Annotated in this window: 11 protein-coding genes; 6 read left to right on the top strand and 5 right to left on the bottom strand. The window is 62.1% G+C overall.

Going from position 1 to position 14,848, the window contains the following annotated elements:
- Positions 1 to 446: 446 nt before the first annotated feature.
- From FQ746_RS30975 to FQ746_RS30955, 5 genes are all read left to right on the top strand, one after another.
- The gene (locus FQ746_RS30975) at positions 447 to 1,181 is read left to right on the top strand and encodes a Crp/Fnr family transcriptional regulator (protein ID WP_144113626.1); all 735 of its coding nucleotides are present in this window, start codon (positions 447 to 449) and stop codon (positions 1,179 to 1,181) included.
- Positions 1,182 to 1,216: 35 nt separating this feature from the next.
- Positions 1,217 to 2,623, top strand: coding sequence for an undecaprenyl-phosphate glucose phosphotransferase (locus tag FQ746_RS30970; RefSeq protein WP_144113625.1), 1,407 nt, complete (start codon positions 1,217 to 1,219; stop codon positions 2,621 to 2,623).
- 2 nt (positions 2,624 to 2,625) lie between these two features.
- Positions 2,626 to 3,579 (top strand): glycosyltransferase family 2 protein, encoded by a 954-nt coding sequence (locus FQ746_RS30965; protein ID WP_144113624.1) that lies wholly within the window; start codon positions 2,626 to 2,628, stop codon positions 3,577 to 3,579.
- 102 nt (positions 3,580 to 3,681) lie between these two features.
- Positions 3,682 to 6,069: a polysaccharide biosynthesis tyrosine autokinase gene (locus FQ746_RS30960; RefSeq protein WP_144113623.1), complete on the top strand. Its 2,388-nt coding sequence runs from the start codon at positions 3,682 to 3,684 to the stop codon at positions 6,067 to 6,069.
- Positions 6,070 to 6,248: 179 nt separating this feature from the next.
- The gene (locus tag FQ746_RS30955) at positions 6,249 to 6,767 is read left to right on the top strand and encodes a hypothetical protein (protein ID WP_144113622.1); all 519 of its coding nucleotides are present in this window, start codon (positions 6,249 to 6,251) and stop codon (positions 6,765 to 6,767) included.
- A 61-nt stretch (positions 6,768 to 6,828) separates the two neighbouring features.
- Here the strand turns inward: FQ746_RS30955 and FQ746_RS30950 are convergent, their stop codons facing one another.
- Entirely contained in the window at positions 6,829 to 7,254 is a 426-nt protein-coding gene (locus tag FQ746_RS30950; protein ID WP_144113797.1) for a type II toxin-antitoxin system HigA family antitoxin, read from the bottom strand.
- Positions 7,255 to 7,697: 443 nt separating this feature from the next.
- Positions 7,698 to 8,915, bottom strand: a complete 1,218-nt coding sequence (locus tag FQ746_RS30940) for a glycosyltransferase family 4 protein (protein WP_144113621.1) — start codon at positions 8,913 to 8,915, stop codon at positions 7,698 to 7,700.
- Positions 8,916 to 9,126: 211 nt separating this feature from the next.
- Here FQ746_RS30940 and FQ746_RS30935 point away from each other — a divergent pair, with 211 nt between their 5' ends.
- Positions 9,127 to 10,377, top strand: a complete 1,251-nt coding sequence (locus FQ746_RS30935) for a glycosyltransferase family 4 protein (protein ID WP_260854227.1) — start codon at positions 9,127 to 9,129, stop codon at positions 10,375 to 10,377.
- A gap of 97 nt (positions 10,378 to 10,474) precedes the next feature.
- Here FQ746_RS30935 and rpiA read toward each other — a convergent pair whose 3' ends face one another.
- The 3 genes from rpiA to rnr form a co-directional block, all read right to left on the bottom strand.
- On the bottom strand, positions 10,475 to 11,170 hold the full coding sequence (gene rpiA, locus FQ746_RS30930) for a ribose-5-phosphate isomerase RpiA (protein ID WP_144113619.1): 696 nt from the start codon (positions 11,168 to 11,170) through the stop codon (positions 10,475 to 10,477).
- 66 nt (positions 11,171 to 11,236) lie between these two features.
- A complete protein-coding gene (gene rlmB, locus FQ746_RS30925) occupies positions 11,237 to 11,983 on the bottom strand; it encodes a 23S rRNA (guanosine(2251)-2'-O)-methyltransferase RlmB (protein ID WP_144113618.1) in 747 nt (248 codons plus the stop codon).
- Between the two features lie 247 nt (positions 11,984 to 12,230).
- Positions 12,231 to 14,771 carry a ribonuclease R gene (rnr, locus tag FQ746_RS30920; protein WP_144113617.1) on the bottom strand — a complete coding sequence of 847 codons (2,541 nt, stop codon included), beginning with the start codon at positions 14,769 to 14,771 and terminating at the stop codon, positions 12,231 to 12,233.
- Positions 14,772 to 14,848 lie beyond the last annotated feature (77 nt).

Below are 14,848 nucleotides of genomic sequence, written 5' to 3'. Positions count from 1 at the left end.
GGACGCCCTGTCGCCACGCGCCGAATATGCGTGATGCAAACTTGAGACGGGTGCCCGAAAGCGCTGCCAGGCAGTTGTCATCCCAATCCGATCAACGACTTGCCTCGAACAAAAATACCCGGGCCGCGGGCGGGTTCACTCTCATGCGTTGTACATAAATGAAACAAAAAGCATCAATTGGCTTCGCACGGCGCTAAGGCTATGTGCGCTGCGCCGCACCAGTGCTGGTTTTCCCTGCCATTGGCACGCTCCTCGCTAATAGGAGATTGCAACATCGCATCGCCGCTACGGGTTAGAGAAGAAATCGCGGCAGTGCAAAAGGCCAATACGGGGCCGATCCTGTTCATCCACGCTGCTAGCCAGGCAGCATTTGTTAAATCAAGGATGCAGGCATCGGATCAAAAAACAGGAGCCGCGCAGCGCGTGGCCCCATGCGAGGACCGATCATGTTGACACTCCAATCCGATCTGCACGGAAACCATTTGCTCGGCGCACTGCCGTCCCACGAATGGCAAGCGCTAGCTCCCCATCTGGAACTGGTCCATCTACGCAACGAGCAACTGCTGTGCGACTCCGGTCAACGCATTCATCACGTCTACTTCCCCACTACCGCCATCATCTCGATGCTCTCGACGATGGAAGATGGCAGCTCGGTCGAAATTGCCGCGGTCGGCCGTGAAGGCATGACCGGCGTACCGGTTCTGACCGGTGGCGAAACCATGCCGAACCGCGTGCAGGTGCAATGCGCCGGCTTCGCTTACCGGATGAGCGCCCAGGCACTCAAGCAGCAGTTCGGCCGCTCGGACTTCCTGCGCCGCCTGATGCTGCTGTACATGCACGCTCTGCTCACGCAGGTCGCACAGACCGCCGCGTGCAATCGTCATCACGCGTTGAACAAGCAACTGTGCCGCTGGCTGCTGATCGAAGTGGATCGCGTGGCATCGAACGACCTCACGGTCACCCAGCAACTGATCGCCGACATGCTCGGCGTGCGCCGCGAAGGGATTACGGAAGCAGCCGGCAAGTTGCACGACGAAGGCCTGATTCACCATAGCCGCGGCCACATCAAAATCCTCGACCGCAAGGGTCTCGAAGCACGTGCCTGCGAATGCTACGGCCTCGTGAAACGCGAATTCGACCGCCTGCTGCCGCGTCTGCGTCAAGCCGAAACCGTCGAATAAGCCAGGCTTCATCTGGCTACTAGGTAGAATCAACCATGTTCAGGAATACTGCGCGCTGCGTCGACGCGCTCTGTGTGATCGCGGGCGGTCTGCTCGCTCACCGGATGCGCTTCGCGACGCCGGTCGCTTTATCGGATATCGAACGGCTCCTGATCGCTTTCAATTGCGTACTGGTACTGCTGCTGTTTCCGGCCTTCGGCGTGTACGAAGCATGGCGCGGCAAGCCACTGGTAGCGCAACTGGCGCGCGTGGTCGGTGCATGGCTCGTGGTGGTCGCCACCGCGCTCCTGCTGGCGTTCACGTTGCATCGCATGGATGCGGTGTCGCGTTTGTGGCTCGGCTATTCGACGCTGATTGCCGGCGCGCTGATCGTCGCGACGAAGTGTACGGTGCATCTCGCACTGCGCGTCGTGCGTCGCCGCGGACTCAACTTCCGCACGGTGGCGATCGTCGGCGCACCGGGATTCGCGCGCACGCTGCTGGCTCACCTCGAGCATGCGCCGCAAGCCGGCTTCCGAACAGTTTGCCTGTTCGACACCAGTTACGCCTTCGACGCTAGCGGCTTCGACGAAGCTGGTCAGGATCACAAGCGTCCGAACCGCCTGCCGGTTCTGACCGACCTGAACGCGTTCGCCGCCAGGGTGCGTGCAGAGAAAATCAATGAAATCTGGCTGGCATTGCCGTTATCCGAAGAGCGCACGATCTATCGCTTCACGCACATGTTCAGAAACGACTTTGTGAATTTGCGCTTCATTCCCGATGTACGCAGCCTCTCGCTTTTTAATCACGCACTGGTCGACGTGGTCGGTTTGCCGACCCTCAACCTGAGCGCGTCGCCGCTGTCGTCGCCGCAAATGTGGCCGAAGCTGATCTTCGACCGGCTGTTCGCGGCGGCCGCGCTCATTGCGCTCGCGCCCGTGTTCATCGCGCTGGCTATCGGCATCAAGCTGGGCTCGCCCGGTCCGGTGTTTTTCCGCCAGACGCGCAAAGGCGTGGACGGTCAGCCGTTCGGCATCTACAAGTTCCGTTCGATGAGCGTGCATCGCGAAGCGCACGGACAGATCACGCAGGCGACACGCAACGATTCACGCATCACGAAACTCGGCGGCTTCATGCGCCGCACCAGTCTCGACGAACTGCCGCAGTTCCTGAACGTGCTGCTCGGTCAGATGTCCGTGGTCGGTCCGCGTCCTCATGCGATCGAACACGACGATCTCTACAAGGATCGCGTGTACGGCTACATGCACCGCTACCGGATCAAGCCCGGCATTACCGGCTGGGCTCAGGTGAACGGCTACCGTGGCGCCACGACCAAAGTCGAGAAGATGGAAGCGCGTGTGAAGTTCGATCTCTTCTACATCCATAACTGGTCGTTCTGGTTCGACATGAAGATCGTGTTCATCACGGTGTTCAAGGGCTTCGTCGGCCGCAACGCATTCTGATCATGCCCATCCGGAACCCGTCCTTGAAAGTCTCCGTCATCGTGCCGACTTACCGGCGCACCGCCGATCTGGCGCGCTGCCTCGCTGCGCTCGCCGCACAGGAACGCCGTGCCGACGAGATCATCGTGATTGCGCGACACGACGACCACGCGACGCTCGACTGGCTGCGCACGCACGATATGCACAGTGCCGATTCGCGTCGCCGTCTGGTGCTGGTCGAGCGGCCCGGCGTGGTGGCCGCGTACAACCGCGGCATCGACAGCGCGACGGGCGACGTACTCTGCTTTACCGATGACGACGCCGCGCCGCATACCGACTGGATCGCGCGCATTGCTCGCGCATTCGAGAGCGATGCGTCGCTCGGCGGCATCGGCGGACGCGACATCGTGCACGAACGCAACGGCATCCTGCAGGGACAGAAACTGCGCGTCGGCCTCGTGCGCTGGTATGGCCGGACCATCGGCAACCATCACATCGGCCACGGTTCGGCGCGCGAGGTGCAGGTGCTCAAGGGCGTGAACATGGCATGGCGCCGCGCGGCAATCGGCACGCTGCGCTTCGACGCGCGCCTGCGCGGCACCGGCGCACAGGTTCACTGCGAAATGGCCTTCAGTCTGGACGTGCAACGGCGCGGCTGGACGCTGATTTACGACCCGTCGCTGCTGGTGGAACATTTTCCGGCGCAACGCAGCGATGAAGACCAGCGCTTTACTTTCAACGACGCGGCTTTCTATAACGCGTCTTTCAATCTCCGACTCATCATGTGCGAATACCTGACGCCGCCAGGCCGATGGGCGTTCGTCGCTTACTCGACGCTGATCGGCGATCGTGCGGACCCGGGGTTCCTGCGCGCATTGTCGTTGGCATTCGAACGCGGCGGCGCGGCACTCGCTTTTCGCAAATGGCGAGTCGGTTTACGCGCAATGCGCGGGGCATGGCAGGAAGCGATGCGCTGAGCAATCGGCGCAATCCGCTTCTCATGAGGACCACAACATGACTATCAGAACGATTGCCGCGGGTCGACGTGTCGATGCGCATGAACGCAACGGAGTAACGCTATGAGCACCTACGACATGCTGGAACATGGACCGGCACCCAGTAGCGAAGAAGACGCCGTGATGCGCGACCTGCTGCGGATGGTCACCGATCAGATCGGCTGGGTGATCGGCATTGCCGCAAGCGTGATTCTCGCGGCGGTGATCTACACCAAGCTCGCCACGCCGATCTATTCCGCCGACGCGCTGCTGCAGATCGACACGCAGAGCAGCAACACCGGCGGCACGCAGAATCAGAATGCGCCTTCGGTGCTGCCGGCCACGGCGCCGCTGCGCACCGATGCGGAAATCGAAGTGATCCGCAGCCGTGCGGTGGTCGAGCCCGTGGTCGAGCAGTTCAAGCTGAACTTCAGCACTTCGGCGAAGACGATGCCGGTGCTCGGCAAGATCTCGACGCTGTTCGCGCATCCGGGTCATCCGCTAGGCGCCGCGTTCGGCATGCGTTCGTATGCGTGGGGCGGCGAAGAGTTCGCGGTCGATTCGATCTCGGTGCCCAAGGCGCTCGAAGGCGCGCGTCTGACTTTGCACGCGCTCGACGATCATCGCTACGAGCTTAGCGATGCATTCGGCCAGCGCTTGCTGAGCGGCGTGGCCGGTCAGACCGCTAGCGGAAACGGCGTGACGTTGCTGGTCAAAACGCTGGTCGCGCGTCCAGGCACCGAGTTCTACGTGACCCGCTTCAACCAGCTCGATGCCGTATCCGCGCTCGCGAACGGCCTGCAAGTGGGAGAGAAAGGTCACGATACGGGTATGGTGCAGTTGTCGTACACGGGTACGGACCCGCATGCCATCACCGCGATCGTGAATGCCGTGGCGGCCTCGTACCTCGCGCAACGCACCGAACGCGCTCAGGAAGAAGCGAACCGCATGCTGACCTTCCTCGATAGCGAACTGCCGCATCTGCGCGCGGAAGTGAAGCGTACCGAGACTGCGTTGTCGAACTATCAGTCGAAGGTGGGTTCGTTCCAGCCGACGCAGGAAGCCGGTGCGTATCTCTCCGGCGGTATCGATTACGAAAAGCAGATCGCCACGCTGCGTGTCCAACGTGCGCAACTGCTGCAGCGCTTCACCCCGGCAAGCCAGGAGATCCAGCAGATCGATGCGCAACTCGCCGTGCTCGCCGACGAGAAGACGAAGTTCGACAGCCATTTCAATGCGCTGCCGACGTCGGAACGTAATGCGGTCGCGCTGCAACGCGACGCCAAAGTCGCGGAAGATATTTACGTCGCGATTCTGAACAAGACCCAGGAGTTGTCGATTTCACGCGCCGGCACGGTCGGCAACGTGCACATTCTCGACGACGCGTTGTTGCCGTCCGAACCGGTGCGTCCGAAGTCGGCGCTGGTGATTTCGGCGGGTACGGTGCTCGGCGTGATCGGCGGCATTCTGTTTGCGTTCTGCCGCCGCACGTTCTTCACCGGCGTGGCCGATCCCGAGTTCGTCGAACGACGTTTCCAGTTGCCGATTTTCGGCTCGATTTCGTATAGCCCGGAACAGGCGCGCAGTGACCGTCAGTTGAGTGCGATGCGCACGGCCGCCCTGCCCGCGCCGCGCTCGACGCCTAGCGAAGTGCAAGGCGCGACGGGCACGCTTGCCGGTGTCATGCAACGGCTGCGACCGGGTGCTGCTTCTGAAGCCGTGGGGACGCAAACCGTGATTCATTCGGGCAAGGCTGCGACCCGCCCGCTGCTGGTGAAAACGCATCCGTACGATACGACAGTCGAAGGTCTGCGCGGACTGCGCGCCACGTTGCAGTTCGGTTTGATCGACGCGCCCAATCGCATCGTCGCGATTACGAGCCCGGCACCGTCCGATGGCAAAAGCTTCCTGTGCGCGAACCTCGCGGCGCTACTCGCGGAATCCGGCAAGAAGGTGTTGCTGATCGACGCCGATTTGCGACGCGGCCGGCTCGCGCAATATCTCGGCCGCTCGCCGCAAGGTGGTTTGACCGAACTGTTGACCGGCCAGGTCGATCTGGAAACGGCGGCGCGTTCGACCGGAGTCGAAGGCTTGCACTTCATTTCGTCGGGCGCGCATCCGCCGAATCCGTCGGAACTGCTCACGTCGTCGCGCTTCGGTGAAATCCTCGCGCGACTCGAACAGGAGTTCGATCTGGTGATCGTCGATACGCCGCCTTTGCTCGCGGTGGCCGATGCCGCGGTAATCGCGCATCTGGCGGGATCGACGGTGCTGGTGATGCGTGCGGGTGCGCACACCGAAGGGCACGTTGCCGATGCGCTGAAGAAGTTGCGGCGCGCGCGGGCTCGCGTGGTGGGTGGCGTGATGAATGCGGTGCCGTTGAAGAGTCACAATAAGAACGGCACGTATGACTACGCTTATGCGTATAACTATTCGGCGGCGGATCCGCTGGATACGGGGATCAAGCGGTAGGGTCGGGTTGTTTCTGGTTGGCAAAAAAGAGCGCACCGATGGTGCGCTCTTTTTGCTTTTCGGGCTGGTTTTGCGAGGAGGTTTTTACGTTACGTGATGATGCGTCGCATAGGAATTGGGTTCGGGTTTGGATATCTTCGTTGGGATATGTTCTGTCCGACCGATAATTAGGCGAAGCCATGTTGCGCGACAAGATAACTAATGCTTTTTCGGATATCTGCGGCCTGCACGTCTGGCAAGTGCGCAAGGGCGTCGGATCATTCATCACCATGGAGTACGGATATCCACACCTTCAGATTAGCGAACCCCATCTGTCTCGATCGGCGTCGCCTGATGTCCGCGAGTTGGCAAATCGCCGTAGAGTAATCGTATCCGGACGATGGCACCTTTGGATCCATATGTGCAACTGGACCATCTGCTCGAACGGCGTATGGCTTGCCGACAACGAGGCGTCAGACGGAGCCATCAATGACGCGCTGCAACATCTCGACGGACAAATTCTGCTCTCGGTGGAAGTCGTACCGCAAAATGTAAAAACGGTCTTTCGATTTGATCTTGGCGGAGAGCTTGCAACATGGCCCTATCTGAACGAAGGCGAACGATCTGACGAGCAGTGGTTGCTTTACGACTATGAGAGCAAGAAGGTTGAGACGCTGAAAGGTGACGGAACCTGGTGTCGGGAGTCACTAGATGCTTGATCTTTGAATCAGCAAAAGCAGGACCCCCGCGGCAACCCACCGCGACGGCCCCGCTTCGCCACTACAAAAACGCGCTTACATCCGTCTGAAACCTGACCGCCAGCGCCTTCGCCACTTTCTTGCTGATGGCACGACGCCCCGCAAGAATGTCGCTCACCACGGTCGGCGACGCGATCCCGATCAGATCCTTCTGCTTGAGCCCGTGCGTTTCCAGCAGATGCCGCAGCACTTCGCGCGGCTCCGCTTTAGGAATCGTCACGTTATGTACTTCCCAGGTTCTCACCAGTTCCGAAACGATCGCAAAGAGATCGCTCAGCGGCTCTCCTTCGTTACCGGTGAGTTGATCGGACAACGAGTTGGCCAGACGCACCATGATCTCGTAGTCCTGTTCGTTACGAATGGGGCGGATAGGCAATTGCGCCTGCAACGCAGCCCACGTTTGAGCGATGTCGGGAGGAAAGCCTCCCGGAAGGCGATCGGCATTCATGAGATTAAATTCTTCCTCGTCCAAAGGTCGTACATCGAACACGTCAGTACATGACGAACGAATACGACGGCCTGTTGTAGTGAATCGCCGCGACGATCCGAAACACGATTGCCGCTCACATCGAAATCGGTGTATTGCGGCGGTACGAATTCCATGCCGGCGAAAGTCCTCTTCAGGTCCTTATAGCCATACGCGAGGCAAGCCTGCACCAGTGAGTACTGCTTCAATAGCGCACTGCGCGCGCCCGGATGTCTGTTTATAAAAAATCCAGCAACGCTTACTTCGATATCAACCGCCCTGCTCGTTCATGCCCGTTTGCGCATCGAACTGCTTGCATCGGGGCAAGGCCAGAAGGAACGGATTACTGCAGTACAACGGACATACTTCGAGGGCGGTCGCAACATCGCACCGCCCCCATAGGTCGTTCCGGCAAACCACTACCGTCATCGACCCCAATTGCTGTTTTGCGCCGGCTCCACTTTCCAGCGCAGATCCTGACTCGCCGGCTCGTGTTCGATACGCTCCACCGGCGCGATACGATGACGCTGCCCAGCCGCTGCAATCGTGCGCGTCACTTCGGCCATGAACGCACGCCGGAATACCGCCGCCGAAAAACGCTCGGCGTTCGCACGGCACGCAAGCGGCGTAATCTGTTCGCGCAGGCGTTCGAAACGATCGATGGCATCGAGCATCGACACGACCGTCTGCCGCGCAAAGTACACGCCGGTCGGATGCGCCTCGCCAACCGGCACCACTGTTTCCAGCGCACCGCCCTTCCCGAAAGCAATCACCGGCGTACCGCAAGCCTGGGCTTCGAGCGGCACGATGCCAAAGTCTTCTTCCGCAGCGAACACAAAAGCTTTCGCACGCTGCATGTGATCCTTGAGTACCTCGAACGGCTGATATCCCATGATCGTCACGTTCGGCCCGGCCTTCGCGCGAATCGCAGCCATGTCGGGACCGTCGCCGATCACCACCAGCTTGCGATGCGGCGTGGCATTGAACGTCTCGACAATCAGATCGATACGCTTGTACGGCACCATTCGCGATGCGGTCAGGTAGAAGTCGTCCTTGCGCGTGCAAAGCTCGAATTCGTGCACGTCGACCGGCGGCGGAATCACCGCCGAATCGCGTCGATACGTCTTCATCACGCGCCGCGAAACGAAGTGCGAGTTCGCGATCAGACGGTCGACGCTATTGGCCGAATGCGAGTCCCAGCCACGCAGGTAATGCAGCAGAATGCGCGCGGCCCACGACTTCGGTCCGCGCGTCAGATTCGCTTCACGCAGATACTGGTGCTGCAGGTCCCACGCGTAACGCATGGGCGAATGCACGTAGCTCACATGCGTCTGGTCCGGTCCGACCAGCACACCCTTCGCTACCGCGTAAGAACTCGTAATGATCAGATCGTAGCCAGACAGATCGAACTGTTCGATTGCGAGCGGCATCAACGGCAAATACGCGCGATAACGGCGACGCGCGAACGGCAAACGTTGAATGAACGACGTCGTCACGGGCTTGCCGGCCAGCGGTCTGCGGTCCTCGAGAAAATCCACGAGGCTGAATAGATCGGCATCGGGAAAGCACTCGATAATCTGCTCGAGCACCTTCTCGGCGCCGCCTGGTTCGACGAGCCAGTCGTGCACGATCGCCACTTTCATGATCCCCCCGGTCTATCGAATAAGCGCCTCTTGGGCATAGCAGCGAGTGTAGGTGTCAGATCGTCTGCCGTGCGTGCGCGTGCCCACATTCGGCGCGTGACAGTACGCGAATAATTAAGTCTCGCCACTCGCCTCCTGCGAGCCGGTGAAAAAATCTATTACTCGCCTTCCTATGCGCCCGACGATCGAAGCTTCGCCCCTCGCTCACTCCATGCCACGTTTGCAGTCCACGCTGCTCGATTCGCCCGGCGCTCCGGTTTCGCCGACCGGGCCGTCGCAAGCCGCCGCGATGAGCCGCGCGCATACGGTCCCGAGCGTGCTGTTCGTCGATCAGAGCGGACAGCTCGGCGGGGCGGAATTCGCGTTGCTGCAACTGGCCGGGCATTGCACCGAACGCAGCGAAGTCATGCTGCTCTCCGACGGGCCGTTCCGCACGCGTCTCGAAGCACTCGGCGCGCGCGTTCAGGTGATGAGCGACGCGAGCGTCTCCGGCATCGAGCGTCAGGCATCGTGGTCGAAGTGTCTGCGCGTGATCCCCGGCATCCTGCGCCAGGTCCGCGCAATCGCAGAGAGAGCGCGCGCATTCGACGTACTGTTTCTCAACACGCAGAAGGCGCTGGTGCTCGGCGCGCTTGGCAAGCCGTTGCATCGCAAACCGGTCATCTGGTATCAGCACGACATCCTCACGCGCGAGCATTTCGGACGCGTTCAACTCGCCATCGTCAAATGGCTGGTGCGGCTCGCGGTCGATCAGGTTGTGGTGAACTCGCAGGCGTCGGCGCGCTCGCTGAGCGCCCTCACGGGCATCGCAGCGGACACCGTGCCGGTCATCTACAACGGTATCGATGCCGCGGCCTTCAACCGTATCGACGGCAGCGACACAGGCGCGCTGCGCCGCCGTCTGGGCCTGCCCGAGCAGGCGTGGATTGCGGGTCTGTTTGGCCGGCTCGCGCCGTGGAAGGGGCAACATGTCGCGCTCGAAGCATTAGCCCGGCTGCCTGGCGTTCATCTGGTGCTGGTGGGTGCGCCGCTGTTCGGCGAGGACGCGTATGCCGAGCGTCTGCACGCACAGGCGCAGGCGCTGGGCGTCGCCGATCGCGTGCATTTCGCGGGCTTTCAGGACGATGTGCCCGCGTGGATGAAGGCGATGGACGTGATCCTGCACACGTCGACCGAACCCGAGCCGTTCGGCCGCGTAATCGTCGAAGGCATGGCGGCGGCTCGTCCGGTGATTGCGGCGGCGGCAGGCGGCGTGACCGAGATCGTGCGGCACGCGCGCAACGGCTGGCTCGTGAAGCCCGGGGACAGTGCGGCGCTGGCCGAGGCCATCGGCACGTTGCGCGCCGACCCCGCGCTCGCGCAGCGACTCGCGGATCAAGCCGTCATGGACGCGCGCTCGGAATTCTCCGTCGAGACGTATCTGCAGCGGATGACGCAGGCGATCAAGGAAGCCGCGCGTTAGCCTTGTTCGTCGCGTTAGTCTTTCAAACGCCGGAATGAAAAACGGGCCTGCTTCGATTGAAAAGCAGGCCCGTTTCAAACACAGCGAAACGACGCGATCAGTTCCTGGCGTACTCGATGGTACGCACGCCGGTGTCGGTGCCGAGCAGGCAGAGATTCGCGCTACGGCCCGCAAACAGTCCGACGGTCACCACACCCGGCCATGCGTTGATATGCGTCTCGAGCGTGCGCGGGTCGCTGATGCTGAGCCCTTTCACGTCGATGATCTCGTTGCCGTTGTCGGTGATGAACGGCACGCCCTCTTTGGTGACCCGCACGACCGGCACGCCGCCGAGCGCCGTGACGCGGCGACCGATCGCGGTACGCGCCATCGGGACGACTTCGATGGGCAGCGGAAACTGACCGAGCGTGTCGACGAGCTTGCTCGAGTCGGCGATACAGACGAACACTTCCGACACCGACGCAACGATTTTCTCGCGCGTCAGCGCGCCGCCGCCGCCCTTGATCATCGCGCCGCCATGGTCGATCTCGTCGGCGCCGTCCACGTACACCTTCAGCGAATCGATTTCGTTCAGGTCGAGAATCTTGAAGCCGTGCGATTGCAGACGTGCGGTGGTGGCGAGCGAACTCGACACCGCGCCGCGATAACGGGCCTTGTTCGCCGCGAGCGCGTCGACGAAACAGTTGGCCGTCGAGCCGGTGCCGACGCCGACGATCGAGCCTTCCGGCACGTTGGCGAGGACGTAATCGGCGGCCGCCTGGCCGACCAGTTGCTTGAGTTCGTCTTGAGTCATGGGATGCGGGCGAGCAGTAAAAAACGGCTAGTTTACCGGAGTAGCGGGCGCGATTACTTCTTCCGGTTACTTCTTCTTCACCGAGCGCTGACGCACCGCTTCGAACAGACACACGCCCGAGGCCACCGAGACATTCAGGCTTTCGACCGTGCCCGCCATCGGAATCTGCATGACGACGTCGCAGGTGTCGCGCGTGAGGCGGCGCATGCCCTCGCCTTCAGCGCCCATCACCAGAGCCACGGGACCGTCCAGCTCGGTCTCGTAGAGGCTCTTGGTGGCCTCGCCGGCCGTTCCCACTACCCACACCCCGGCGTCCTTCAACTCGCGCAGCGCGCGGGCCAGATTCGTCACGGTGATGTACGGCACGGTGTCGGCTGCCCCGCTCGCGACTTTCGCAGCGGTCGCGTTCAAACCGACGGCGCGGTCGCGCGGCACGATCACCGCGTGCGCGCCGGCGGCGTCGGCCACCCGCAGGCAGGCGCCGAGATTGTGCGGATCGGTCACGCCGTCCAGCACCAGAATGAGCGGAGAGCCGTTGATTCCGTCGAGCAGTTCCGCGAGGTTCTGCGCGAGCGGCATGTCGCCGGCGCGTGCCACCACGCCCTGATGACGCTCGGTATGCGCGAGCCCCCACAGACGCGTTTCGTCGGCGGCGATCAGACGCACGCCGGCTTCTTTTGCCGCGTGCAGAAACTCGGTCATGCGGCGATCTTTACGCGTGGCGTCGTAATAGACCTCTTCGACCGTCGACGCATCGTGACGGATACGGGCGGTCACTGCATGGAAACCGTATAAAACCTTAAGACGTGACATGACTGATACAACCTTTGATTGAGCGCGCCGGCCGTGCGCGCGCTGCGATGATGATGACGAAATCGACTGTCGGTTCCCGGCCCGGCACGCCGCCCGGGAGCAACACCGGGCGAGAGCCGGGGCCGTGGCCGGAACCACGACCTCGATGAAAAGCAGAACGCGCGCAACGGACACGTCGACACGTATCCGTTGCGCGCGATGTCAGGCGTTAGCCGGCCGCGACCCTACGGGTCGCGCCGTCGAAACCTCAGCGCTTCTTGCGGGCCTGCGGTTGCGGCTTGGGTGCAGCCTTGCTCGCGGCGCTATGTTTCTTCGCCGCGCCGCGGGCAGCGCGCGCTTCCTTCACGGCCGCGGTTTGCGCGGGCGCGGCTTTCTTGCTGCGCCGCCCGCCTGGCGCGGCAGCGCTTCCCGCGTTGCCCGTGCCGCCTTCCTGCGGCGGCAACGAACGCACGCGCGCACCGCCGCGAGCACTGCTGTTTTCGCTGGACGACTTGTCGACCGGCGCCTGACGATTCGCGGACGGTTTGATCGGCGTATCACGCACCAGACGGAAATCGATCTTGCGCGCATCCAGGTCGACGCGGCTCACCTGCACCCGCACGCGGTCCGACAGGCGATAACGGATACCCGTGCGCTCGCCGCGCAACTCGTTCTTGATCTCGTCGTACTGGAAGTAGTCCGAGCCGAGTTCGGTCACGTGCACGAGGCCTTCGATGAACAGCGAGTCGAGTTGCACGAAGATGCCGAACGACGTCACGCCGCTTACCATGCCGCCATATTCTTCGCCGAGCTTGTCGCGCATGAAGTAGCACTTGAGCCAGGCTTCGACGTCGCGCGAGGCTTCGTCGGCGCGACGCTCGTTGGCCGAACAGTGCAGACCGAGTTCTTCCCAGATCGCCACGTTGGTCGAACGCTGACGGCCGCGCGATTCGTCGTCGGCCTTCTGCATGGCGCGGGCACGCGGCGAGAGCGCGGTGTTCAGTTCGATACCCGCCGCCGGCTCCGGCTGATACTTGCGGCCTTGCAGGATCGCGTAAATGGCGCGGTGCGTCAGCAGGTCGGGATAGCGGCGAATCGGGCTCGTGAAGTGCGCATACGCTTCGTACGCGAGACCGAAGTGACCGATGTTGTCCGGGCTATATACCGCTTGTTGCATCGAGCGCAGCAGCATGGTTTGCAGCATCTGCGCGTCGGGCCGTTCGCGAATCTGCGCCATCAGCGCGGCGTAGTCGCTCGCGTGCGGTTTGTCGCCGCCGTTCAGCGTGAGGCCCATGCCGCGCAGGAACGTGCGCAGGTTTTCGAGCTTCTCCGGCGTCGGGCCCGCATGCACGCGGAACAGACCAGGGTGTTTGTTGCGCTTGAGGAAGTCGGCGGCGCACACGTTCGCGGCCAGCATGCACTCTTCGATCAGCTTGTGCGCGTCGTTGCGGGTGCGCGGCACGATCTGCTCGATCTTGCCCTGCGCATTGCAGACGATGTAGGTCTCGGTGGTGTCGAAGTCGATCGCGCCGCGCTTCTGGCGCGCTGCGAACAGCGACTTGTACACGCCGTACAGATTCTGTAGCTGCGGCAGCAACGCGGCACGGCGCGTGGCCTCGGGTCCCTTGGTATTCTTCAGCACCGCCGCGACTTCCGTGTAGGTCAGACGCGCAGCCGAATGCATCACACCCGGATAAAACTGATAAGCCTTCACTTCACCGCGCGCGGTGACGATCATGTCGCACACCAGCACGCAACGGTCGACGTGCGGATTCAGCGAGCACAAGCCGTTGGAGAGTTTCTCCGGCAGCATGGGAATGACGCGGCGCGGGAAATAGACCGACGTGCTGCGCTCGATCGCGTCGGCGTCGAGCCCGCTTTTCGGATGCACGTAGTGCGAGACGTCCGCAATCGCGACGATCAGACGGAAGCCCTCGCCGCGACCCACCTGCACCGGCTCGCAATACACCGCGTCGTCGAAGTCGCGGGCGTCTTCACCGTCGATGGTCACGAGCGGCACGTCGCGCAGATCGATGCGATGACGCGCATCCGACGGCCGGACTTCGTCGGGCAGCTTCGCCGCTTCGTCGAGTGCGGCCTGATTGAATTCGTGCGGCACGCCGTACTTGCGCACCGCGATTTCGATTTCCATGCCCGGGTCGTCGATGTCGCCGAGCACTTCCACCACGCGTCCGAGCGGTTGCGAATGCCGGCTCGGGAAATCGGTGAGTTCGACCACGACCACCTGGCCGACCTTGGCCTTCTTCGTGTTCTGCGCGATGAGGATGTCGTGACCGATGCGCTTGTCTTCGGGCGCGACGATGAGCGCGCCGTTTTCACTGAGCAAGCGGCCGATCACGCGTTTGTTGGCGCGGTCCGTCACCTCGACGATGTGCCCTTCGGGGCGGCCGCGCCGGTCGTAGCCGACGATGCGCGCGAGCACGCGGTCGTTGTGCATCACCTTCTGCATTTCGCCGGTGGGCAGGAACAAGTCGTCCTGGCCGTCGTCGCGAATGAGAAAACCGAAGCCGTCGCGATGGCCCTGGACGCGGCCCGCGACGAAATTCGACGGATGGGTGAGCTGGTAGAGATTGCGCTGATCGAGCCGGATCTGGCCGTCGCGCTCCATGGCACCTAGACGCTTGAAAAATCCTTCGCGCTCCTGGCGCTTGATCGACAAGGCTTCGGCGATGTCGTTCGCGGCAAGCGGCGCTTCACTCGTGCGCAGGACGCCGAGGATTTCTTCGCGGCTAGGAATCGGATACGGGAATTTACTCAAGGGCTTGTCGATGATTTTTTCTCGTTGCATGGACGTCGGTCGGCGATGTGGCTCGGCTGAAAAAGCGTTTGCTCGACGCTTGGTTTCACTTGCAGTTGCACTTGCGT

The organism is Paraburkholderia sp. BCC1886 (assembly GCF_900996245.1).
Taxonomy (GTDB): Bacteria; Pseudomonadota; Gammaproteobacteria; order Burkholderiales; family Burkholderiaceae; genus Paraburkholderia.
This window is presented reverse-complemented; position numbering and strand designations above follow the sequence as displayed.

What these genes read in the sequence shown, in the direction of transcription:
- FQ746_RS30955 (WP_144113622.1), top strand. Translation starts at nt 6,249, where the DNA reads ATGTTGCGCGACAAGATAACTAATGCTTTTTCGGATATCTGCGGCCTG.
- FQ746_RS30935 (WP_260854227.1), top strand. Translation starts at nt 9,127, where the DNA reads ATGCCACGTTTGCAGTCCACGCTGCTCGATTCGCCCGGCGCTCCGGTT.
- rnr (WP_144113617.1), bottom strand. Translation starts at nt 14,771, where the DNA reads ATGCAACGAGAAAAAATCATCGACAAGCCCTTGAGTAAATTCCCGTAT.
- FQ746_RS30960 (WP_144113623.1), top strand. Translation starts at nt 3,682, where the DNA reads ATGAGCACCTACGACATGCTGGAACATGGACCGGCACCCAGTAGCGAA.
- FQ746_RS30940 (WP_144113621.1), bottom strand. Translation starts at nt 8,915, where the DNA reads ATGAAAGTGGCGATCGTGCACGACTGGCTCGTCGAACCAGGCGGCGCC.
- rpiA (WP_144113619.1), bottom strand. Translation starts at nt 11,170, where the DNA reads ATGACTCAAGACGAACTCAAGCAACTGGTCGGCCAGGCGGCCGCCGAT.
- FQ746_RS30970 (WP_144113625.1), top strand. Translation starts at nt 1,217, where the DNA reads ATGTTCAGGAATACTGCGCGCTGCGTCGACGCGCTCTGTGTGATCGCG.
- FQ746_RS30950 (WP_144113797.1), bottom strand. Translation starts at nt 7,254, where the DNA reads ATGAATGCCGATCGCCTTCCGGGAGGCTTTCCTCCCGACATCGCTCAA.
- rlmB (WP_144113618.1), bottom strand. Translation starts at nt 11,983, where the DNA reads ATGTCACGTCTTAAGGTTTTATACGGTTTCCATGCAGTGACCGCCCGT.
- FQ746_RS30965 (WP_144113624.1), top strand. Translation starts at nt 2,626, where the DNA reads ATGCCCATCCGGAACCCGTCCTTGAAAGTCTCCGTCATCGTGCCGACT.
- FQ746_RS30975 (WP_144113626.1), top strand. Translation starts at nt 447, where the DNA reads ATGTTGACACTCCAATCCGATCTGCACGGAAACCATTTGCTCGGCGCA.